The 21,533-nt window shown below is 61.2% G+C and carries 18 protein-coding genes and 2 pseudogenes; 4 read left to right on the top strand and 16 right to left on the bottom strand.

Going from position 1 to position 21,533, the window contains the following annotated elements; translation table 11 throughout:
• Positions 1–11: 11 nt before the first annotated feature.
• The 6 genes from BN2476_RS24470 to BN2476_RS24445 form a co-directional block, all read right to left on the bottom strand.
• Positions 12–794, bottom strand: a complete 783-nt coding sequence (locus BN2476_RS24470) for an enoyl-CoA hydratase/isomerase family protein (protein ID WP_087736749.1) — start codon at positions 792–794, stop codon at positions 12–14.
• 27 nt (positions 795–821) lie between these two features.
• Complete coding sequence (locus BN2476_RS24465) at positions 822–1,634, bottom strand: SDR family NAD(P)-dependent oxidoreductase (RefSeq protein WP_235850941.1); 813 nt, start codon at positions 1,632–1,634, stop codon at positions 822–824.
• Positions 1,631–2,638, bottom strand: a complete 1,008-nt coding sequence (locus BN2476_RS24460; RefSeq protein WP_087736748.1) for a tripartite tricarboxylate transporter substrate binding protein — start codon at positions 2,636–2,638, stop codon at positions 1,631–1,633. The genes BN2476_RS24465 and BN2476_RS24460 overlap by 4 nt, the downstream gene beginning before the upstream one ends.
• A 38-nt stretch (positions 2,639–2,676) precedes the next feature.
• Entirely contained in the window at positions 2,677–3,972 is a 1,296-nt protein-coding gene (locus tag BN2476_RS24455) for a CaiB/BaiF CoA transferase family protein (RefSeq protein ID WP_235850940.1), read from the bottom strand.
• Positions 3,973–3,980: 8 nt separating this feature from the next.
• Entirely contained in the window at positions 3,981–5,243 is a 1,263-nt protein-coding gene (locus BN2476_RS24450) for an acyl-CoA dehydrogenase family protein (protein ID WP_087736747.1), read from the bottom strand.
• A gap of 74 nt (positions 5,244–5,317) precedes the next feature.
• Complete coding sequence (locus tag BN2476_RS24445) at positions 5,318–6,424, bottom strand: phosphotransferase (protein ID WP_087736746.1); 1,107 nt, start codon at positions 6,422–6,424, stop codon at positions 5,318–5,320.
• An 89-nt stretch (positions 6,425–6,513) separates the two neighbouring features.
• Here BN2476_RS24445 and BN2476_RS47460 point away from each other — a divergent pair.
• A pseudogene (locus BN2476_RS47460) lies at positions 6,514–7,059 on the top strand (transposase family protein).
• A 65-nt stretch (positions 7,060–7,124) separates the two neighbouring features.
• A complete protein-coding gene (locus BN2476_RS24435; protein ID WP_087736744.1) occupies positions 7,125–8,069 on the top strand; it encodes a LysR family transcriptional regulator in 945 nt (314 codons plus the stop codon).
• 201 nt (positions 8,070–8,270) lie between these two features.
• On the opposite strand, the gene BN2476_RS24430 is transcribed toward BN2476_RS24435, so the two are convergent.
• The 8 genes from BN2476_RS24430 to BN2476_RS24395 form a co-directional block, all read right to left on the bottom strand.
• Positions 8,271–9,077 carry an IclR family transcriptional regulator gene (locus tag BN2476_RS24430; protein WP_087736743.1) on the bottom strand — a complete coding sequence of 269 codons (807 nt, stop codon included), beginning with the start codon at positions 9,075–9,077 and terminating at the stop codon, positions 8,271–8,273.
• Positions 9,078–9,166: 89 nt separating this feature from the next.
• Complete coding sequence (locus BN2476_RS24425) at positions 9,167–10,354, bottom strand: porin (RefSeq protein WP_087736742.1); 1,188 nt, start codon at positions 10,352–10,354, stop codon at positions 9,167–9,169.
• Positions 10,355–10,579: 225 nt separating this feature from the next.
• A complete protein-coding gene (locus BN2476_RS24420; RefSeq protein WP_087736741.1) occupies positions 10,580–11,185 on the bottom strand; it encodes a glutathione S-transferase family protein in 606 nt (201 codons plus the stop codon).
• Positions 11,186–11,212: 27 nt separating this feature from the next.
• Positions 11,213–12,028 (bottom strand): SDR family NAD(P)-dependent oxidoreductase, encoded by an 816-nt coding sequence (locus BN2476_RS24415; RefSeq protein WP_087736740.1) that lies wholly within the window; start codon positions 12,026–12,028, stop codon positions 11,213–11,215.
• Complete coding sequence (locus BN2476_RS24410; RefSeq protein WP_087736781.1) at positions 12,025–13,731, bottom strand: FAD-dependent oxidoreductase; 1,707 nt, start codon at positions 13,729–13,731, stop codon at positions 12,025–12,027. The genes BN2476_RS24415 and BN2476_RS24410 overlap by 4 nt, the downstream gene beginning before the upstream one ends.
• Positions 13,732–13,766: 35 nt before the next feature.
• The gene (locus tag BN2476_RS24405; RefSeq protein ID WP_087736739.1) at positions 13,767–14,543 is read right to left on the bottom strand and encodes an SDR family NAD(P)-dependent oxidoreductase; all 777 of its coding nucleotides are present in this window, start codon (positions 14,541–14,543) and stop codon (positions 13,767–13,769) included.
• A 49-nt stretch (positions 14,544–14,592) separates the two neighbouring features.
• Positions 14,593–15,918 carry an MFS transporter gene (locus BN2476_RS24400; RefSeq protein ID WP_087736738.1) on the bottom strand — a complete coding sequence of 442 codons (1,326 nt, stop codon included), beginning with the start codon at positions 15,916–15,918 and terminating at the stop codon, positions 14,593–14,595.
• Positions 15,919–15,997: 79 nt separating this feature from the next.
• Positions 15,998–16,759 (bottom strand): SDR family NAD(P)-dependent oxidoreductase, encoded by a 762-nt coding sequence (locus BN2476_RS24395; protein ID WP_235850938.1) that lies wholly within the window; start codon positions 16,757–16,759, stop codon positions 15,998–16,000.
• 511 nt (positions 16,760–17,270) lie between these two features.
• On the opposite strand from BN2476_RS24395, the pseudogene BN2476_RS50100 reads away from it, so the two are divergent.
• Both BN2476_RS50100 and BN2476_RS24385 read left to right on the top strand, forming a co-directional pair.
• Positions 17,271–17,357 (top strand): annotated as a pseudogene (locus tag BN2476_RS50100) (transposase); the annotation flags it as partial.
• 998 nt (positions 17,358–18,355) lie between these two features.
• Entirely contained in the window at positions 18,356–18,670 is a 315-nt protein-coding gene (locus tag BN2476_RS24385) for a hypothetical protein (protein ID WP_087736735.1), read from the top strand.
• A 59-nt stretch (positions 18,671–18,729) separates the two neighbouring features.
• Here the strand turns inward: BN2476_RS24385 and BN2476_RS24380 are convergent, their stop codons facing one another.
• Both BN2476_RS24380 and BN2476_RS24375 read right to left on the bottom strand, forming a co-directional pair.
• Positions 18,730–19,125 (bottom strand): hypothetical protein, encoded by a 396-nt coding sequence (locus tag BN2476_RS24380; protein ID WP_143811029.1) that lies wholly within the window; start codon positions 19,123–19,125, stop codon positions 18,730–18,732.
• A gap of 539 nt (positions 19,126–19,664) precedes the next feature.
• Positions 19,665–21,485, bottom strand: coding sequence for a chloride channel protein (locus BN2476_RS24375; protein WP_087736733.1), 1,821 nt, complete (start codon positions 21,483–21,485; stop codon positions 19,665–19,667).
• Between the last annotated feature and the right edge of the window lie 48 nt (positions 21,486–21,533).

Below are 21,533 nucleotides of genomic sequence, written 5' to 3'. Positions count from 1 at the left end.
AAGAGTCCCGGTTAGCGTCCGACAAACACAGGCGCACGCTTTTCCAGGAACGCACGCTGAGCTTCACGGGCATCTTCTGTGCGTGCAATCGCTGCAGTCATATCCTGTTCGTAGCGATAGCCGTCGCGCAGGCTCATATCCTCGATCGCATTCAGCGTCTGCTTGGACAGCCGCACGGCTAGTGGGCTCTTCGCGGCAACCGTATCGGCAATGCCTCTGGCCGTGGCAAGCAACTCTTCCGGGGGCACGCACGCGACCGCAACGCCCAGGTTGTACAGTTCCGGGCCGGCAACCCGGTAACCCGTGAAGACCATACGGCGCAGCAGCGAATGTGGGAAAAGCCGCATGGCGTGACTGGCTCCCCCCATCAGCCCGACGTCGATTTCGGGCAAGCCCAGGCTCGCCTTCTCAGACGCGACGACGATGTCGCACGACGCGACAATCGCCAATCCAGCTCCGAGTGCCGCGCCGTTTACGGCGGCAATAACGGGCTTGGTGCACTCGCGGATTGCGTGAAAGCACTCGCGCGTACGGCGCGAATGCGCGGGAAGATCGCCTGGCCCTTTGATGATCTCGGATCGCCCCTTCAGGTCGGCGCCCGCACAGAATACCTTGCCGGCAGCAGTCAGGATCACGGCGCGTACTTCGTCGGTCTCTGAAATGATGTCCAGCGTGGAGGTGAGTTCGTCGCTGAGTACGCGGCTCAGCGCATTGACCGGTGGGAAATTGAACTCCAGTACGGCTACACCGTCCTGAATGGTGACGTTGAGTTGAGTCAGATGGTCCGTATTCATGGTGTTGGCTCACATATTCTCTTTGGCTTACGTTACTGAGTCGGATAGCTGGGCGCGTGGCACGCCCGCCAACCGCCCACCATCGACCGCAAGCGTCTGTCCATTCATGTAGCCAGCAGCCGGTGAGGCGAGGAATACAGCCGCCCCGGCAATCTCGTCAGCTTCGCCGATACGCTTCATCGGCGTATTGCGCAACGTGGATTCGAGAATCTTTTCGTTTTCCCAAAGCGCGCGTGCGAAGTCGGTCCGGATGAGTCCGGGCGCAATACAGTTAGCCCGCACATTCTTTCCGCCCCATTCCACGGCGATGTTGCGAACAAGCTGCATATCCGCCGCCTTGGAAATCGAGTACGCACCCAATACGTCCGAGCCGATAAAACCGCCAATCGACGAGATGACGATAATGGAACCGCCACCGCGTTCAAGCATTGACGGTATAGCCATGTTCACCAGCTGGAAGTTGCTGCGGACGTTGCATCCCATGACGCGATCGAACGCCTCGTCGCTCATCTCGTTCGACGGCCCGAAATACGGGTTGACAGCGGCATTGCACACGAGCACATCGACTCCACCCAGCTTTTCGACCGTGTGCTCCACCAATGCCTGCAATTGCCCTTTTTCAGCGATATTGCACGCCTTCGCTTCGGCTTCGCCGCCACCGCACCGAATCTCGTCTACGACTTCCTGGCAGGCCTCGACCTTGCGACTGGACACCACCACCGTGGCTCCGTGCTGAGCGAGCCGCAGCGATATGGCGCGTCCGATACCACGGCTTCCACCCGTAACCAGCGCGACCTTGCCGCTCAGGTCGAACATGTTGTCAAGAGACGGCGTCATCATGATTTCCCTGCAATTCCGAGTGCTTCGATCAATCGCTTGCTGTCGGCCACTTCTTTCACGACGGACGATTTGTAGTCCGCCGTATTCAGATAGATCACCGTCTGATCCAGCTTGTCCATTGCCGCGAGGAATTCCGGATCTTTCGTAACCTGTTTCACCACGTTGTCCAGATAGGCGACGATTTTGGGATCCATTCCAGCCGGCCCCGCCAATCCATAGGGTGAGTCAGAGACGACGTTGTAACCCAGTTCAATCAGCGTGGGGACGTTAGGCCAACGGCCCAGCCTTTTCTCTCCGGCGGTAGCCAATGCGCGCATCTTGCCGCTATCGATGAAACTGCCCGCCGACTCGGAAGAAACGAGCGTGATGTGCCCTCCCATGAGAGCAGTCAACGATTCGGCACTGCCCTTGAACGGCACATGCGTGAGTTGCACACCGGCTTTAAGTCCCACTGCAGCGATGCCAAGATGATTGGAGGTGCCAACGCCAGTAGATCCGTACGACACCTTTCCAGGATTGTCCTTCGCAAATGCGATGACATCGCCTAGCGTCTTGAACGGGGAATCTGCCCGAACGGCAATCGCCACCTCGTATCCGCCGATGCGCGATATATAGCTGAAATCCTTCAACGGGTCCCAGGCTGTTTTGCGCATCGCCGGCTGGCGAAAAACGCCGCCGGGTATCTGTCCGATCGTATAGCCATCAGGCTTCGCACTATGCGCCATGTGCGCAGGCCCGATTGTGCCGCCTGCACCAGGCATGTTTATCACAATGACCGCTTGTTTCAGGTATTTGTTAGCAACCTGGGCGAAGGCGCGCATCGCAGCATCGCTGCCTCCGCCTGCCGACCAGGGCACGATCAGGTTAAGGGCGTTCGATGGATAGACGTCCTGTGACCAGGCGGGCAGCGCCCACGCTGCCGCAGCGCCGGCTGCGCCGGAACAAAGAACGCGAATGAACTTGCGCCGACCCGGCATGGGGTATTGACTATCGAATTTACTCATCTCGTCTCCTATCTTTTTTTGTCAATTCGAGCCACGCACTATCGCGGCGGACTTTGCTGAATGACTCCGGCAGCCTCGAGCTGACTGAGTGTTTCGGGGCTCATTCCTGGAAGCCGCGACAGTACTTCCCGGGTGTGCTGGCCAAGCAACGGTGGGCCACTTCGGTAGCTAACCGGTGTTTCGGACATTCGCAGTGGACTGGCAACGCCAGGGACGTTCACGCCTAAACCGTGAGGCAACGAGAGGATGGACTGCCTGAACTTTGCCTGCGGGTGCTCGATCGCCTGAAAGTAGTCGTTGATAGGTCCTACCGGCACGCCGGCGGCATTCAAGACTTCTTCCCAGTGACCCCGGTCGTGTGCCGTGAAGATCTCTGCCAGCACCTCATTCAGTACCGCCTGATTGGCAATGCGATCACCGTTGGTCGCGAAGCGCGGATCGACAGCGAGTTCCGGACGTCCGACGGCACGGCACATCGATTGCCATTGCGACTGATTCGCGCTGGCGACAATGAACAGGCCGTCGCGCGCTGGATATACGCCATAGGGTGAGATGCTGGGCGACGCACGTCCACTGCGCTGCTGCACCTTGCCTCCAACCAGCGAATACATCAGTGGGTTGGAGCCAATGGCCAGTACAGTGTCAAACAACGAAATATCAATGTACTGCCCCTGGCCGGTTTCCTTGCGGTGATACAGTGCGGCCAGTAGTGCCACCGAAGCGTACATGCCGGAAAACATGTCTACCAGGGGTATGCCAATGCGCTGAGGGCCTCCACCAGGCTGACCGTCCGGTTCGCCGGTAACACTCATCAAGCCGCCCAGGCCCTGGAACAAATAGTCATAGCCGGGACGATCCGAGTAGGGACCATCCTGGCCGAAACCGGTCAAGGACAGATAGATGATGTCCGGTCGAACCTTACGGATGGACTCGTAGTCGAGACCATACTTCTTCAAAACGCCAACCTTGAAGTTTTCGATGAAAATGTCCGAGTTGGCCACCAAATCGAGAATGACGCGCTGCCCTTCGGCTTTTGAGATGTCCACCGCGACGCTTTTCTTGTTGCGGTTAGACGCCAAAAAATAGGCCGCTTCATCACTCGCGCTGCCGTCGGACTCTTTGATCCACGGCGGCCCCCAATGCCGACACTCGTCGCCCTCACCCGGCCGTTCGATCTTGATGATCTCCGCGCCTAGGTCGCCAAAGATCTGCATCGCCCACGGCCCGGCGAGAACCCGGGTCAAGTCGACTACGCGCAGGGAACCAAGGGCTGCTCGAGATTTCGTTTTTTCATTGCGCATGCTGGCGTCGCCAGAAAATACGTTCGAGTTCATTTTTCGCGTCAGCACCCACGCGTGACCGGGACTTCGACTTCTGACGAAGCGGAGCCAAGGTAGTTCTTGAATTCCATCTTGGCAATGGCGTTGCGATGTACTTCATCCGGACCATCCGTAAAGCGGATAGTCCGCTGATGCGCCCACATATCTGCCAGAGGGAAATCCGAGGACACACCTCCGCCCCCGTGAGCCTGGATGGCCCAGTCGCAGACCTTGGTCGACACGTTGGGTGCAACGACCTTGATCATCGCGATTTCCTTACGTGCCACTTTGTTGCCGACCGTATCCATCAAATGAGCGGTGTGCAGCACCAGCAACCGGGCCTGATCGATCATGCAGCGGGACTCCGCCACGCGCTCATGCCATACAGACTGATCCGCCAGCCTGGCGCCAAACGCAGTTCGGCTAGCCAGTCGCGCGCACATATACTCCAGCGCACGCTCTGCGACACCGATCGAGCGCATGCAGTGGTGAATCCGGCCCGGCCCGAGACGACCTTGAGCAATCTCGAAGCCCCGGCCCTCACCCAGCAGAATGTTCTCGACTGGCACCTCAACGTTCTCGAACACGATCTCGCAGTGGCCGCTGGGTGCGTCGTCGTAACCGAAAACCGTCAGCGGGCGCAAAATCTCGATCCCCGGGGTATCGGCTGGCACGACCAACATCGACTGTTGCCGATGGCGCGGCGCCGTGAGGTCGGTTTTGCCCATGAAGATGAACACCTTGCAGCGCGGGTCGGCCGACCCAGATGTCCACCACTTGCGGCCGTTGATGACGTACTTGTCGCCCTTACGTTCGATGCGCGACTGGATATTGGTGGCATCGGACGAGGCGACTGCTGGCTCGGTCATTGCGAATGCCGAGCGGATTTCTCCGCGTAAAAGCGGATCCAGCCACGTGCGCTTGATCGTCTCGGACGCATAGCGCTCCAGCGTCTCCATATTGCCGGTGTCGGGCGCAGAGCAGTTGAAGACCTGCGAAGACCACCGTACCCGGCCGAATATTTCGCACAGCGGCGCGTAGTCCAGATTGGACAGTCCCTCTGGTACGCGCTCCGAGTGAGGCAGGAAAAGGTTCCACAGCCCGGCATCACGCGCTTTGGGCTTGAGCTCCTCGACCAGTTTGCTTGGCACCCACGGATTCCCTTTACGACGATTTTCGTTCATCTCATCTTCGTAACGTTCTTCGTTAGGGTAGATATGCTCATTCATGAACGCCTTCAGGCGTTCTTGCAAATCAAGGGATCGAGGTGAATATTGGATGAACATGCCATATCTCCTGGTCGCTGCGAACGCAGCTACTCTGCATCTTGTAATGGATAAAAAGGACGGTTGAAAACCGATCAGAGACGGAGCTCGTTAGCGACAGCCCAGCCCTCGGCGGCACGCACACGAGCCTTGGCGCCGATATCGTGCGCGTGCTCACTGGAGGCTATGCCCTCCGATGCTCGCTTCGCGACGCCTTGCAAAATGGCGGCGATTTTAAACAGACTGAACGCCATGTAGAAATTCCAGTGTTCGCCACAATCAATACCGGTCCGGCGTTCGTAGAGAGCGACGTATTCCGCCTCCGACGGAATGCCGAGTTGTGCCAGATCCAGCCCGGCGATACCACGAAACATCATCGGATCGCTATGGAATCCGACACAGTGATAAGCAAAATCGGCCGCCGGGTCACCCAAGGTGGACAGTTCCCAATCAAGCACACCAATAACCCGTGGCGCCTGATGATCGAAGACCAGGTTGTCCAGCCTATAGTCACCGTGGACGATGGCAGTACGGCTGAAAGACGGAACATTTCGAGGTAACCACTCGATCAAAGCATCCATTTCCGCAATAGGTTGAATCTCCGATGCGCGATACTGTGCACTCCATCGCTTGATCTGACGCTCCAGGAATCCATTTTCACGACCGAAACCTTGCAGGCCAATCGCACGATAGTCTGTTGTGTGCAGAGCAGCGATCACGCTGTTCATCTCGGCGTAAATAGCACTGCGTTCGGCAGGCGTCTTCGTCGGAAGCGATTGCTCCCATAGCACGCGGCCGTCCAGGTGTTCCATTAAGTAGAAGGCCCTTCCGATGACGGACTCGTCTTCACACAGTGTCAGCATTTTTGGCACTGGAAAGCCTGTTGTACCGAGCGCCGACTGGACAAGGTACTCTCGCTCGATCGCATGCGCTGTCGGCAAAAGTTGACTCACAGGACCCGGCTTGGTACGAAGTACCCAATTGTATTTAGACCCGCTTAATTTATATGTTGGGTTGGATTGCCCGCCATTGAACTGCGCGATAGAAACCGCGCCCTCATAATTGGGCACATGAGCCGCGATAAATCGATCCAGAGAGGCAAGGTCGAAGAGTCCCGCACCTACTTGGCGTGTTCCTTCAAATCGGTTGCTCGCGGAAAACGAAGTGGTGCAATCGATGTCAGAGGCTGCATCAGCTTTCATGGATGAATTGGAATTGGAGGCTGTTAGCTTTTCACGGAAGCGGTTATCGATGACCGTCGAGACGGACGGATCGACGAGAAGGTGAGCCAATCATCGACGCTGAACTGTGGGTGCTGATCGAACTGCTACTGCCCCCACCGAAACCGCGTCGCTTCAGGTAGCGAGGCCGCACGCCACTATCAGATCGCGCGGCAGTGACTGGCATCTTGTTCGTGCAGAAAGCCGGCATCCAGTGTCGCGATTTTCCGTCGACGTCACACAGTTGGTTCCGCGTATCGACTCCGTCGGGCCGATCGGTGGCAGGCGCGGCAGGCCGTTGATTCGTCCTCTGGCGGTGTACGCAGATCGCGGATACGGCCACGAAAAGTACCGGCGCACGCATCACGGATGCGGCATTCCCATCCGCATCGTCCGGCGTAGCCAGCCGCGTGGCAGTGGCTCGGGCCAGTTGCGATGGAGGATCAAACGGATTCATGCCTGCTTGCATCATTTTCGTCGTGCGCGTTTGCTTTGAACGTCATCCCGTCAGTCACGAAGCCTTCTTTACTGCGCGGCGGCTGATTGATCTCTGGGACACGCTCCAGCGTGACCAGCCAGTCTTTGCGAAGCAGTTTCTTTCGCTTTTTCATATATGAATATATCGATTGCATCCAAAGGCTGCTAGCTGACTACAGTACAAATCAGTTATGCTTTCCAGAATATGGCTAGCAAATCTTCTAAACCTGATTGGGACTTAAGTCTTCTGCGTTTGTTCCTGGACATTGCAGAGCAAGGTAGCTTGACGCGTGTCGCCGCCATGACTGGATCTCCTCAGCCCGCCGTGAGTCGCCGGCTAGCGAGATTGGAGCAGGAGTGTGGAGGAGCGTTGTTCCTGCGCACAGGGCGCGGTCTCACGCTATCTGAATTAGGTCATCGCATTCATACACACGTTAAGCAGGTGTTCGAGGATGTGGAAGCCCTCTCCCGCGAAGTGGCATCGCTTAAAGGCGTAGCCTCGGGAGAGGTATGCATCGCGGCACTGCCATCGTTGTTCTCGAGTGTGGTGATACCTTTATTCACTCATCTTCAGGAGGCCCATCCGGGTATCCGCTTGAAGGTTTTGGAGAGCTCTGCTGGACAGATTGACCGATGGCTGATTAACGGCAACATCGACATCGGATTGACCTATCGGTATGGTGAGAACAGGCAGCGAAATTCTGACGGGGATCGACTCGCACGCGTGGGCTCGTTCCTGGTGGGATTGCCGAACGACCCGCGTCTTAAATCTTCCACTATCCGGTTTGCTGATCTGGACGGTCTACCGCTGGTGCTGCCCAGCAGCCCTAGCGAAGTGCGTGACCTCTATGATCATTTGACACGACAAGCAGGCATCTTGCTGAACGTTGCCATGGAAGCCGATTCGGCACAGATCCAGAAGGCAGCCGCAATGCAGGGAAGTGCTTATACGATCCTGCCGCTACATTCCGTTGCTCAGGAGCTAAAGCAGGGACTTTTGCAAGCCACCCGCATCGTGGAGCCGCAGATCAATCGCGACATATCGCTCGTCGCGACATCGGCGCGCCCCGTATCACACGCCACACGCGAGGTGATCCGCTGCATCCGGACAACATTCGATTCTTCGTTGGCACTGGAGTTGACCCTGTGAGTCGGGACAACCGGACACCGTTGCGTTAGTGACGCAGCCGCTCGCCGAAACTCCCCCGCGCGAGCGGGACATGGCGGGCACCCGTACGCCCTCGCACAATCGCTTGAGAAACTTGCCGATACCCGGTGGCAACATTGCGCGAGGCATCTTCTTCGTCTTGCCCATCGCATTCGTCATTCATGGTCGAACGCCAATACCAGCTCAGCGCCTTAGCGCAACAGAGCCGTCCGGCGCCCCAAGCCTTGCGCTCGCGGCCCTGGCAAACGCGGCGAGCTTGCGCGCATGCACACCGTCCGGCGAAGGATCGAGAGCATTGTCCGTGCCGATCAGCGTGAGCACGCCAACGATCTCCGAGCGGGCGTCGAACACAGGCGCGGCCATCGCGTCGATGCCCGGCACCATCAAGCCCTGTACGAAGCAAATGCCGCTGCGCCGGATCGCTTCGAGCCGCGCACACAACGGCGAAGCGGGATCGTGCAACTGCGCATTCAAGTCAGCCGGCTCATTCGACGCTTCGGCGTCGCGCTCGCGCGGCGGCAGCCATGCGGCGAACATCAGGCCCGTCGCGGAACGCAGCAGCGGCATTTTTGCGCCCGTGCGCGTGAGCACGGTCACTTCGCCGAGGGATTCCAGCGTACGCACGACGGTCGCGCCCTGGCTTCCCCATACGGCAAGGAAACAGGTGTGCCCCGTGTCGTCGCGCAGTGCGGGCAGGAGTTCGGAAATGCCGCCGACGACGTCGATCTGCGCGATCGCCGCCATGCCGATCTTGATCGCTTCGGGCCCGAGCGTATAGCGGCCCGACTGCTTTTCCTGCGCCGCCAGGCCGCTCGCGATCATCGCCTGCAGATAGCGGTGCGCTTTTGCGGGCGGCATGCCCGCCGCCTCGCTGAGAGCGGTGAGGGAAGCCGCGGGCCCGAGCCGCGCGAGCGCCTTGAGTATTTCCGCACCGATCTCAGCCGACTGGACGGTCTGGCGACTTGAAGTGCGTGTCGAACTGGTGGCCATGTGAAAGCGACGTTTGTGGAAAAGCCAAAACTTACGCGATCTGCGCCTTGTGGCGCAAGTCGCCAGCAAGCCGCACCGTACACCCGCGATCAGAACCGGTGACGCAGCGCCGCGCGCAGCAGGAACACGTGATTGTTCGCAGAATCGCCGAGATTCGCGATGTCCGCAACGGCCGCCTCGCCCGTCGACGAGGTACCCGATGCGCGCTGCCACGTGCCGCCCAGATAAACATCGGTGCGCTTGGACAGCAGATAGTCGGCCATCACGCTCACCTGATTGTAGTGCTGGTTGCCGAGCGTGCTGCCGTCCGCTGCCGTCACCTCATGTCCCTTCAGGTAGTCGTAGGCGACGCTCAACGCGAGGGTCGGGGCGTACATGTACTTCACGGCGAAGTCGACGTTGTCGAAGCGCGCAGTTCTGGTGTGGAACGAGCTGCCGAGGTTCGCGTATTGCGTGTTCGAATACGACGTCGACAGCGTGACGGGGCCGATCGCATAGCGGCCGCCGACAATCGCGGTCTGGTAAGCCGTCGCGCTCGCATAACCGCGGTTCAGCGTCTGCGACAGCGCGCTTGCGCCGTTCGCGTTGTTGGTGAAGAAACCGGAACCGGCAGTAGCGGAAGTCGGATTCTTGAAGTATTCGAATGCCGCGCCAACCAGCACAGGACCATGCGCATAGGCGAAACCCAGTGAATAACCGCTGTTCGCCGTTACGTTGCCCGCCACGCCGCCAACGCTGTACTCACCGCCGAACGTCAGGCCCGAGTAATTCGGGCTCATGTAGCGAATCGCGTTGTTGACGCGAATGGTGTTGCCCGTATTGTCGAGGTCGCCCGGATGCAGGAAGAGCGCCGAGCCCCCTTGCACGCCCGCCGAGGTTAGCGGCTGGCCGAAGTAAAACATCATGTCATACTGGCGGCCGAAGGTCAGGCTACCGCGTTTCTGGTCATTCACGCCAACGAAGACCTGCCGGCCGAACATCGTGCCGCCCTGCGCCGCGGTGCCGTTGTTCAGGTTGATGCCGCCTTCGAGCGTGAAGATCGCATTGAGGCCCCCACCCAGGTCTTCGGAACCCGTCATGCCCCAGCGGCTGCCGCTGATGCCGCTCGTCGAATCGAGAAAGAACTTCTTGCCGCCCGTCTTGCCACCCGCGCTGCTCTGATACATGAGCCCTTCGTCGAGGATACCGTAGAGCGTCACCTGGCTTTCCGCGTGTGCGATCTGTGTGAAGACACCGGCCGTCGCGCAACCGAGCATGAGTCCCGTGATTTTTTTCATTTCTGCATTCCGATATTTTAGTTGTACTACTAGCTTTACGCCGCCGCGGCCCGTTTTTGGGCCACGACGACGAATCTCCAAATGGCAAACCCGGTATGGCTGAGGCCGCGCCGCCGCCGGCTCGCTTCGTGTGACGAGCGCATCCCTACGGGAAGAACCTGTGTCTTCCCGCTTCTGGTCCAGCGACGCCGGTATTGCGTCGAGCCGGCTACACGCCCGCTTCTTTCACGAGGCGGGATGCTGCGTAGCGATCATCGACGCACGCTCACTGAAGCGCGCATGCCATTCCGCGAGCGCTTCGTTCGTGCGCCATCCTTCATCGGGAAAGCGCAGATCGAGATAAGCGAGCGCACAGGCAACCGAGATCGTGCCGATATCGACACGCTCGCCGAACGTGGGCGCCCACGCTTCGAGTTGCGCGAGCGACGAGACGATCTTCTCGTGCTGGCCGTCGTACCACGGCTGATAGCGCAGACCGTCGGGGCGCACGACCTGCTCGTAACGCATCAGCAGGGCCGCTTCGAGCAGTCCGTCAGCGAGCGCCTGCTCGCGCAGGCTCTGCCAGCGCGCTGCACCGTTGACGGGGAACAGGCGCGGCGCGGCGCTCGTCGCATCGATGTATTCGCAGATCACGCGGCTGTCGTACAGCACTTCACCGTTGTCGGCGAAAAACGTCGGCACCCGGCCGAGCGGATTCACGGCGACGATGGTCTGATCGCGCGTGATGGGATGCGCCGAGCTCGGCAGACGTTCGACTTCGATGCCAAGTTCGGCGGCGCACACCAGCACCTTGCGCACGAACGGAGAAAAGGGCGAGTAATAGACTTGCATGACTTCTCTTTTTGAAAAGTGTGAGATTCAGCGCTGATGCAGCGCGTAATCGGTGCCGTGACGGTGTGTCAGATAACCGGCCGTGAGACCGCCATCGATATCGAGCACCGCGCCCGTCACATACGACGCCGCATCCGACAGCAGGTATGCGATGCCTTGCGCGATTTCTTCGACTTGCGCGAAGCGTCCGAGCGGCGTGCGATCCAGCATCACTCCCTCGCGGAACCCTTCGGGCACGCCGACTTTCAGCAACGGCGTATCGACGCCGTTCGGCGCGACGGCATTCACGCGCACACCGCGGTTGCCCCATTCGGTCGCGAGGCTTTTCACGAGACCGACGAGCCCCCACTTCGACGCCGCGTAATTCGCGCGTCCCGGCTGACCGCCGCGTGCCGTGACCGACGCGAGACACACGATGCTGCCCCGGCCGCGCGGCAGCATCACTGCCGCCGTCGACTTGCAGGTGAGGAACGTGCCGCGCAAGTTGATGTCGAGCACGAGATCCCACTGCTCGGCGCTCATCGTTTCGGCGGGCGCGCTGCGCGCGAGTCCGGCGCACGGCACGACGTCAGTGATCGGGCCGAGCTTCGCTTCGACTTCGCCGACGAATGCCTGTTGCGCTGCTTCGTCGCGCACGTCGAGCACGGCGCTCAGAAAGCGCACGTCGCGCCCCAGGCTGTCATGCAGCGCTGCGAGTCCCGCTTCGTTCTGGTCGGCCGCCGCAATCGCGACGCCTTGTGCGGCCAGAAGCCGGCACACGGCCGCGCCGATGCCGCTCGCGGCGCCCGTCACAAAGGCGACGCGCGGATACGCGGCTTGCCTGTCAGTAGCCTGTTGGGTCATGCGACTACCTCCCGCTGCTGCGTTTCGCTTGCGCTGATGGTCATGCCGGCGATGTAGCCAAACGTCAGCGCCGGTCCCAGCGTGATGCCCGCCGCCGGATACGTGCCGCCCATGATCGAGTTCATGTCGTTGCCGCAGGCGTAGAGGCCGGGGATCGGTGTACCGTCCGCGCCGACCACCCGCGCCTTCGCATCCACGTCGATGCCCGTCGCGCTGCCGATATCGCCTGGCGTGATCCGCACCGCGTAGAACGGTCCATCGGCGATGGGGCCGAGACACGAATTCGGCTTGTGCGACGCATCGCCGAGGTAGCGGTCATACGCTGAGCGGCCACGCCCGAAATCCGGGTCTTCGCCGCTCGCGGCCGCGCGGTTCATGCGGGCAACGGAATCGGCGAGCGCATTGCGCGGCACGCCGATCATGTCGGCCAGCGCTTCGATCGTCGGTGCCTGCTTCAGATAGCCCGAACGCAGGAACCGACCGAGCGAAGGCGTGCGCGGACGCACGAGACCCATCCCGTAGCGCTTGAGGAAGGTGCTGTCGCAGATCAGCCATGCGGGAATGCACGGCGTCTTCTCATGCTCGCGATGGATCGACGCGACGAACTCGTGATACGACGTCGCCTCGTTCGCAAAGCGCCGCCCCGCCGAATTCACGGCCATGATGCCGGGCTTCTGGCGATCCGTGACTAGGTGCGGAAACACCGTTTCCGCGCCGTTTTCGTCGCGCAGGATCGACACGGGCGTCCAGAACGCCGCGCCCGCATTGCCCGTCGCCAGATGACCGCCCCGGCTGATCGCGAGCCGCGCGCCGTCGCCGCTATTGCTGACCGGCGACATCGAGCGATGCACGTCGGCGTGCGGCACGAGCTTTTTGCGCAGCTTCAGATCCTGCGGAATGCCGCCCGTGGCGAGCACCACCGCGCGCCTCGCTCGCACGTCGATCACTTTGCCGCGTTGACGAACCCGCACGCCCGTCACGCGCTCGCCCTGGTGCAGCAGCGCTTCGACACCGGCTTCGCGCTCGAGGACAATCTTCTTGTCGACGGCGGATTTCAGCAGCCGCGCCGCGAGCGCGTTACCAAGCAGCAGACGCGTGCCGCGCGGCCACTTCAGGCGGTCGAGCGCGTAGCGGCCAATCAGCGCGAGCGAATGGCGCAGCGACGCGACATTGCGATGCATCGACAGCAGCGCGTCGATGTCCTTGCGGTTCACCATCATCCCGCCGAGCGCGAGGAAGCTGTGCAGCGGCGGCCGCAGCGCGCAGAACAGCGGCCCGAGCTTGCGGCCGTCGAACGGCGCGGGGTCGATCGTGCGGCCGCCTTGCGACGCACCTTCGCGCTCCGGCTGATAGTCGGGAGACACGGGCCGCGCGATGAAATGCACATCCGTGTTCGCTTCCATAAAACGCACCATCTCCGGACCGTGCGTGAGAAACGCATCGATCATGTCGGGACGCAGCGCCGGGCCGACCGTCGCCTGCAGATAGGCGATGGCCTGCTCGCGCGAGTCGTCGTGACCGACGCCCTTCATGTGCATGTTCTGCGGAATCCACACCGCGCCGCCCGACACAGCCGTCGAGCCACCGAAATACCCGGTCTTTTCCAGCACGAGCACCGACAGCCCCCGCGCCTTGCAGGTGAGCGCGGCGCTCAGGCCGCCCGCGCCCGAGCCGACCACGATCACATCGTATTCGCTTTCCATGAGTGTCCTTCTTGCAGCGCTGCGCAGCAGCACCATTACTGCATCCGATAGCCGCCGTTGACGTCGATCGTCGTGCCCGTCTGATAGTTCGCGCCTTCCGACACGAGGTACGCGACGGCATCCGCAACGTCTTCAGGCAGACCGATGCGGCCGAGCGGAATCGTCGCGGCGACTTCGCTGTCGCGGTCCTGCGGCAGCGACTGGCGCAGCATCGGCGCGTCGATCAGACCCGGCGCAACCGAGTTGACCGTGACGCCCTGCGGCGCGAGCTCGCGCGCCAGCGCCTTCGTGAAGCCGATCACGGCCGCCTTGCTGGCGATATACGCGGCATTCGAGCGATAGCCGCCGAGTTGCGCCGTCACCGACGAGATCGTGACGATGCGGCCGAACGAATGCCCTTCCGGCAGACGGCGCGCGAATTCGCGGCAGGTGAGGAAGCAGCCCGTCTGGTTGATCGTCATCGTGCGCGTCCAGTCGGCGAGCGAGATCTCCTTGATGAGCGGACGCTGTCCATCCGGCTTGAAGAACAGCACGCCCGCGCCTGCGATCAGGATGGTCGGACGGCCTGCGTCCTCGGTCACACGATCGAACGCGCGCTCAACGGACGTTTCGTCGGACACATCGATGGCGAGGCCGAAATGCCCGTCGCCCGGAAGCGTTGCCGCAACGCGCGCTGCCGCTTCGGCATTCAGATCGGCGACGGCCACGCGATGGCCGGCATCGGCCAGGTAACGGCAGATCGCGACACCGATGCCGCCCGCGCCACCCGTGACGAGCGCGGTCTGACGCGCGGATGCTGACGATTGATTCATGGTTGTTTCTCGTGAGTTCTCGTTGAATGGTGTCGACAGGATTCGCGCGTCAGGCCGCAACGGTGCGGGCGCGCGTCATGTCGCGATGACGCTGATAAGCGGGCAACAGCAGCAGAAGCGCAATCGCGCCGACCAGCACGAACCCACCCATGGTGGCGATCGCGAGCTTGAAGCTCCCCGTCGTCTGCGTGAGCCAGCCGATGATCGTCGGGCCGAAGAAGCCGCCGAGGTTCGAAACGGCGTTGACGAAGGCGAGCGCCGCGGCAGCAGCCGTACCGCTGAAGAACATCGTCGGCAGGGACCAGTAAGCGGGCATGCACGCATAGAGCCCGATCATCGCGACGCAGAAGCCGGACATCGCGATCACCGGCTGGTCGAGGTTGTACGCCGCGACGACGAACGCCACGCACGCCAGCAGCAGCGGATAGATCACGTCGGACAGCTGCATCATGCGGCTGCGGCAGCGACGCGCCCAGACCAGCATCGCGATCGCGCCGAGCAGGTTCGGCAGCGCGCTCAAAAGGCCCACTTGTAGCGTCGTCACATGGAACGTCTTGATGATCTGCGGCAGCCAGAAGCCCGCGCCGTAGAAGCCGATCACGAAGCAGACGCCCGTGAATGTCACGACCAGCGTGCGCCAGTCGAACAGCGTCTTGAAGACGTGCGCGGCGCTATGCGAGTCGCCGTTCGCGCGGTCTTCCGCCTGCTCACGGTCGATCTTCGCCTGCAGCGCGTCGCGCTGCGCGGGCGTCAGCCAGCGCGCCTGCGTCGGGCGTTCGAGCAGCACGCGCCACGTCACGAAGCCGAGCAGCACGGCCGGAATGCCTTCGACGACGAAGAGCCAGCGCCAGCCCGGAATGCCTGCGACCCCGTCAAAGCATTGCAGGATCAGCGACGACACGGGCCCGCCGATGGCGGCTGCGATCGGCAGCGAGATCATGAAGCGCGCGATGATCTGCGTGCGATGCTCGCGGGGGAACCAGAAGGTCAGATAGAACAGCACGCCTGGAAAGAAGCCCGCCTCGCTGATGCCGAGCAGGAAGCGCACGACATAGAACGAGTTCGGGCCGGTAATCAACGAGGTCGCGAGCGTCACAAGTCCCCAGACGATCATGATGCGCGCGAGCCATACGCGCGCGCCGAAGCGCACCATCATCAGGTTGCTCGGCACTTCGAACGGCAGCATGCCAATGAAGAAGATGCCGGCGCCCAGCCCGTACATTGCGTGCGTCAGGCCGATTTCATGGTTCATCTGCAACGCGGCGAAGCCGACGTTCGTACGATCGATATAGCTGACGATGTACAGCAGGAAAAGAAATGGGATCAGTCGCCAGGCCGTCTTTTTCAGTACGGCGGCTTCTTCAGCAGCGTTCATCGGTGTCTCCTTGCGGCGCGGCTCGTGTCGGCCGTGCGATCTGTTGATTGAGCGTGAATGGGCAGGTGTGTATGCGGCGTCAGAGCGCGGCCGTGCCGCCGAGCGACTTGCCGCCGTCGACCATCAGGATCTGGCCGGTGATGAAATCCATATGCGGCGCGGCGAGGAAGGCGACCGCGTTCGCGATGTCCTCGGGCAGCGCTGCGCGGCCCGTCGGCTGCAGCGCGAGCTGCGCGGCGCGGCGCTCAGTCGTGAGCGCCTGAAGCATCGGCGTATCGACGAGGCCGGGCGCGACGGCGTTCACGAGAATGCCCTGACCGAGCAACTCCATCGCCATCGCGCGCGTCAGGCCGACCACGGCCGCTTTCGCTGCGACGTAGTGCGCGTGATTACGCGCGCCGAGGTAGGCGCGAGACGCGATGTTCACGATCTTACCGCCCGACGGCAGGCGCGTCGCCGCATTCCTCGCCATGCGGAACAGCGCGACGACGTTCAGATCGTAGTGACGCATGAAATCTTCGGCACTCAGATCCATGAACGCGCGCTCGTCGAACACGCCTGCGTTGTTGACGACGGCGTCCACGCGCGGCAGACGCGCGACGAACGCTCCGACGGCCTGCTCGTCGCGCAGGTCGACAACGGTGCCTTCCACCGAGCCACCCACCGCCTGCACGCTGGCAACAACGCTTGCGAGCGCCTTGTCAGAAATATCGACTGCGGCGACGTGAAAGCCATCCGCGGCCAGCCGGCGCGTGATCGCAGCGCCGATGCCGCCGCCGGCTCCCGTGACGATTGCGACGGGTTTGGACTGACCGTTCGCGCTGCCTTGACTGCTGCTCACCTTGCAACTCCACATTCGTAATTGATTACGCAAAGCGTAAATTTCGACCATGTGAGAAACAATGCGCGTATACCCTCACTGACTTCGGGACGCGTTATCGGCTGTCTGCCGTGTACGGGGCTGGTTGGAAAAAACGGATGGCGAAGCGATGCCTTAGCAGGAAAATCGCGTTCGCTAGTTGGAACGTCGCAGCACGTGATGCAACCGGCTGGCAATGGCCTTCCGAATCGTCGGCTTCGGCGAGGATTAGCGAGTGTTAGCGCGCCCATCGACCATTGCTGGTCGAAAACAATAACGAAGCGCTCGTCGGACTCGCACCGATCAGCCTCGGCGAAATTCATTCATGGAACGGCGTCGCCCCCGATTTGGTGATATCCGGGCGGTGTCATCTTCGACCTCGACCGCGCCCCATCACTACTGCGGGCGGCGATGCTTGGGGCCTCGATGGCGCTTGCTGCACTCGACAGGGAGCGGAAAAAGGCGCGGGCTATTCTGACCACTGGCCGTACCTGAGCACATGGCGTCGTTCTACAGTCACGCGGGGCGTCCATCGATCGACCCCGAGTTGATAGTTCGCATGCTGATTGTCGAATACTGCGCCACCCGTTCAGGAACCCGCGCATACACATTACCAAGGACAACACGATCGTCTATCGGTCGAGCCTGCTCGACTGCGCGGCATGTGCAATGGAGGATAGATGCCGTCCGAACACACCCATGCGAAAGATGCCGACACACCTTCATGGAGCGCCGGCGATGAACTCGACCGGGACGATTACGATGACGATGACGATGCGTGAAGTAGACCGGCTGAAGGTCATCGAGGCCGTGACCGATACGATCTGCAAAGGCGCAGAAGACCTTCTCCGTCGATCATGGGCGTGGGCATCGCCAATCGAATCCAAAAGGAAGCCCGGCACTTTGTCCGGGCCCGGGAAGGATGGTCGCTGCCGGCGCATTCAAACGACGTCGCCGTGTTCGACCGGCTCTTAACCATCCGCGTGGAAGCACCCCCTCCATCGCTACGATTGCTTCGGAGTTTAGCGTCCGATGCTTCATCACGCGCTGAAACGTGTCTCTGAGCATTGCGTCGAGAATGGGCAACTTTTGAGCTTTGCGAGAGCGTCATGCAAACCGATGTCGTCGAACTACCGGTCCTGTACTTCGGAACTCCTGTGGCATTGATTTCTCGGGAGCGACGCAGATGCTATGCGTCGCCGCAGAATTGAAGGTTCTGCGAATCCATGTTCATACCGATCTGCTGGCACCGACTCGACGGATCGATGTGCAACATGGAAGCCATTGCATTATGTATTTCGACACTACTACGCGTTAGGCGACTGTCTCGGCAAGAATTTCAGGGCGTAACAAACCAGGTCCCGAGACGTTGTCGAGATCTGACCGTAGATTGCGGCCGTGCGCGTGGTTGGGGCCGCCGGTCGTCACCGAGTTAAGCACGGGTCGAAACGCCTCAAACGGGCCGACACGTGGCTTTGTAATATTTGAAATGCGCAGTTACCAACTGCATAAGTTATTTCATCGACGCCTGCTTAGGATGATCTCCATGAACCCGTCAAACGGAAAACGGAGAGTCTTATGAAACGCGCAGCACTTGTCTTGTTGGTAATCGGAAGTTTGTCGGTGGCCCAGCAGGCATCGGCGCACGGGCGCGGTGGCTGGGGGCATGGTCACGGCGGCGGCGATGGTGGCGCGATTGTGGGGGCGCTCATCGGAGGCGCGGTGCTCGGCGCGCTCGTGACGTCGATTGCGGATGCTCAGCCTGCCTACGGACAGCCGGTGTATCAGCAACCCGTTTACGCGCAACCGGTTTATACGCAACCGCCGTCAGCGGCTTGCTACGACAGCTATCAACGCGCCTATGTGCCGTGTCAGGGCGGCTACGGGTATTGATCGCGGATGAAACTCGCAGGTGGTCATAGCGATTCTGGATGCACTGCTCAAGCTTCAACTCATGGTGCGAGGTCAATATCCAAGTTGATGACTCCGCCATCGGTCGAGATATCGCTATTCAGGGGCGTCCGGTGGCGTGACAGGCACACGAGATACTTGTCTGCTCCGGACACCCCCGCGAATTTTAGTTCGCAGGTCCAGTCAATGGTTGCTTCGCTTCGGCCATCAGCGCGGATACCGGTAAAACCGCTAGATCCACCAGGACCTTGGCTCTCACTCGGGACGAATTCGGCAATGTAGGTTGCAAAGGGCTGCCACAGACATTTGCCCGGTTCGTACCGGTCAAGAAAGAAGCGGACTGAAAAGGCTCGATCCCCCTTCGGCACGCGTACCCAGTCGACAATGCCCTGCGCAACTTCCGGTGCACCGAAGATGCGAGCGACTATCACTGACATTTCTGATTTGTCGTCCCGTAGGTGACTCCAAACCATAATGCCAGGTCAGCAGACTTTCGGCCGCGAATGACAAGAACGTGCTGAGGAGAAGGGTTGATTTTGGGCTTGTCAATAAACCTGTTTTGCGGGTCCTCAACGTGCCGCTGGAATTCCATTACGGCCGCTGCGCACGGTGCCGATGCGAGAGCTGCTGATAGACACAGCACAACGCCGCATTTAATTTGTCGCAGGTTTACGGCGTCCCCGTTTGTTGTTAGTCAGAAATACTACGCCGCGCCGAGAGAGACGGTCCTCTGTGCGTGAGCGACGGTGTCCAACAAGCCACAACCAAGTCGCCTGGAAGCACCGCTCGGGTCCCAGACACGGTCTCGTGAGCGCGATGACGCGCGAGCCCGCAGCCCATAGCGAGTCACTGACAACAGGTGCGCGTCCATCCTCTCCGCAGCGCATAAACGTGCACCATCGAACTGTCATCCTGCCGCGCCATGTCACGGCGGCACGCTCGCCGCCACCGACTTCAGGACGGAAGCGATCTTCCTTTAGCGCTCCGCGTCGGCATGCTCGCCCGGTGCATCCTGTCGCTTGTTGGTCGGCGCGAAGCGCTCGCGGCGCGCAATCCACACGCGGCGAAATTGCTCGAGTTGTCGCTCCTCGGCGAACACCGACAGTGACGGCTTGACCAGGTCGTGTCGCGATACGATGCCGATCAAACGGTACGTCGTCTCGCTTTCGACCACCGGAACGCGGTCGAGTCCCGTGATGGCCAGGCGCGCGGCCACGTTCCTGCAGGTCTCGCCAGGCAGCGCGATCTCGGGCCGTGCGTGCGCGAAGAACGCACCGAGCGGGGTATCGGCTTTCGCCGGGGGAATGCGATCGAGCAGCGCACGGTCCGCCATGCCCACGAGAACACCGGAAGCGAGAACGGGATAGGCGCGATACTTCTGGCCCGAGCCGAAATAGTCGCGAAGCACTTCTGCGACCCTCGCGTCAGCATCGATTGTCTGCACGGTGCGGGTCATGACCTCGTCGACGTAATGTCTTTCGAGCGGGTCGATGCTGTACTCGCGATAGATGTGGTAACCACGGCGGGCAATCTTCTCCGTGAGAATCGAGCGCCGCATGAGCAGCACCGTAAACCCGTAAGCGACAGCGGCAGCCGCCAGCAACGGAAGCAATGCGTTGGCGTCGCCCGTCAGTTCGAAGGCGAACACGGCCGCCATCACGGGCGCGCGCATCATGCCGCCAAGCGCGGCCGCCATGAAGATCAGCGGCCACACGGCAGGTTCGCCTCCGGGCATATAAGGCGCGGCAAGCGCGCCTACGCCAGCACCCATCATCAGCAATGGCGCCAGCACGCCGCCCGACGTGCCCGAGGCCAATGCAATGACCCAGATGACTGCCTTGACAAGGACGATCGAGATTACGGCCTGCACAGCAAGGTGGTTTTGCAGCAGATCGCCGATGACGTCGTATCCGACGCCGAGCGTGCGCGGCTGACAATATCCGCCGATGCCGACGACGATCGCACCCAGCGCCGGCCACCACATCCAGTGAACGGGCAGCCTGCCGAACAGATCTTCCACTTTGTAGAGCCACGTGGACAAGCCCCATGACAGAGCGCCTGCGATCAATCCCGCGATGGCCGACGATACGATGCCCACCGGCCCGAGCGGCATCGTTTGCAGAGGAAACAGTGGGCCGCTTCCCAACAGCAGCGGCCGCGCGAATCCGGCTACGGCACACGCGATGGCGACGGGCAGGAGGCTGCGAGGCCGCAGCTCAAACAGCAGCAGTTCGATCGCGAGCAGCACGGCTGCGACGGGCGTGCCGAACACGGCGGTCATCCCCGCCACCGCGCCCGCCACCAGCAGCGCCTTGCGCTCCGCGCTCGATAAATGGAAGTACTGTGCGACGAGCGAGCCGATCGCACCGCCCGTCATGATGATCGGGCCTTCGGCGCCGAAAGGTCCGCCGCTGCCGATGGCGATCGCCGAGGCGAGCGGCTTGAGGACAGCCACTTTCGGCGACATCTTGCTCTTGCCGAACAGGATCGCCTCGATCGCCTCGGGTATGCCGTGGCCGCGAATTTGCTCCGACCCGAAGCGGGCGATCAATCCCACCAGCAGCCCGCCGATCACGGGTGCCGCGACAACGAACAGCCCGAGCGTGTTCTGCGAAGGAGAATGGTTCGCCGTCGATACCGTCTGGAAGAAAAACAGGTTCGTGAAGAAGCGGATGAGATGCAACAGGAAGTCGGCGGCGACGGTGCTCAGTATGCCGCCCACGGCAGCGATGGCGCTGATCCGCAGAAGTCGGACATTCGTTGCGAAATCGCCCTTGTGCCCGCTCTGCTCGCCCATGATTTCCCCTGCCAGGTCGCCGAAGACGTAATGCTAAAACGTCATATA

Source organism: Paraburkholderia piptadeniae (assembly GCF_900007165.1).
Taxonomy (GTDB): domain Bacteria; phylum Pseudomonadota; class Gammaproteobacteria; order Burkholderiales; family Burkholderiaceae; genus Paraburkholderia; species Paraburkholderia piptadeniae.
This window is presented reverse-complemented; position numbering and strand designations above follow the sequence as displayed.

Bases quoted from the DNA above. Each gene is read 5' to 3' on its own strand.
- BN2476_RS24455 (WP_235850940.1), bottom strand. From the start codon at position 3,972: ATGAACTCGAACGTATTTTCTGGCGACGCCAGCATGCGCAATGAAAAA.
- BN2476_RS24425 (WP_087736742.1), bottom strand. From the start codon at position 10,354: ATGAAAAAAATCACGGGACTCATGCTCGGTTGCGCGACGGCCGGTGTC.
- BN2476_RS24470 (WP_087736749.1), bottom strand. From the start codon at position 794: ATGAATACGGACCATCTGACTCAACTCAACGTCACCATTCAGGACGGT.
- BN2476_RS24375 (WP_087736733.1), bottom strand. From the start codon at position 21,485: ATGGGCGAGCAGAGCGGGCACAAGGGCGATTTCGCAACGAATGTCCGA.
- BN2476_RS24410 (WP_087736781.1), bottom strand. From the start codon at position 13,731: ATGGAAAGCGAATACGATGTGATCGTGGTCGGCTCGGGCGCGGGCGGC.
- BN2476_RS24400 (WP_087736738.1), bottom strand. From the start codon at position 15,918: ATGAACGCTGCTGAAGAAGCCGCCGTACTGAAAAAGACGGCCTGGCGA.
- BN2476_RS24405 (WP_087736739.1), bottom strand. From the start codon at position 14,543: ATGAATCAATCGTCAGCATCCGCGCGTCAGACCGCGCTCGTCACGGGT.
- BN2476_RS24435 (WP_087736744.1), top strand. From the start codon at position 7,125: ATGGCTAGCAAATCTTCTAAACCTGATTGGGACTTAAGTCTTCTGCGT.
- BN2476_RS24430 (WP_087736743.1), bottom strand. From the start codon at position 9,077: ATGGCCACCAGTTCGACACGCACTTCAAGTCGCCAGACCGTCCAGTCG.
- BN2476_RS24380 (WP_143811029.1), bottom strand. From the start codon at position 19,125: ATGTCAGTGATAGTCGCTCGCATCTTCGGTGCACCGGAAGTTGCGCAG.
- BN2476_RS24415 (WP_087736740.1), bottom strand. From the start codon at position 12,028: ATGACCCAACAGGCTACTGACAGGCAAGCCGCGTATCCGCGCGTCGCC.
- BN2476_RS24420 (WP_087736741.1), bottom strand. From the start codon at position 11,185: ATGCAAGTCTATTACTCGCCCTTTTCTCCGTTCGTGCGCAAGGTGCTG.
- BN2476_RS24450 (WP_087736747.1), bottom strand. From the start codon at position 5,243: ATGTTCATCCAATATTCACCTCGATCCCTTGATTTGCAAGAACGCCTG.
- BN2476_RS24465 (WP_235850941.1), bottom strand. From the start codon at position 1,634: ATGATGACGCCGTCTCTTGACAACATGTTCGACCTGAGCGGCAAGGTC.
- BN2476_RS24385 (WP_087736735.1), top strand. From the start codon at position 18,356: ATGAAACGCGCAGCACTTGTCTTGTTGGTAATCGGAAGTTTGTCGGTG.
- BN2476_RS24460 (WP_087736748.1), bottom strand. From the start codon at position 2,638: ATGAGTAAATTCGATAGTCAATACCCCATGCCGGGTCGGCGCAAGTTC.
- BN2476_RS24445 (WP_087736746.1), bottom strand. From the start codon at position 6,424: ATGAAAGCTGATGCAGCCTCTGACATCGATTGCACCACTTCGTTTTCC.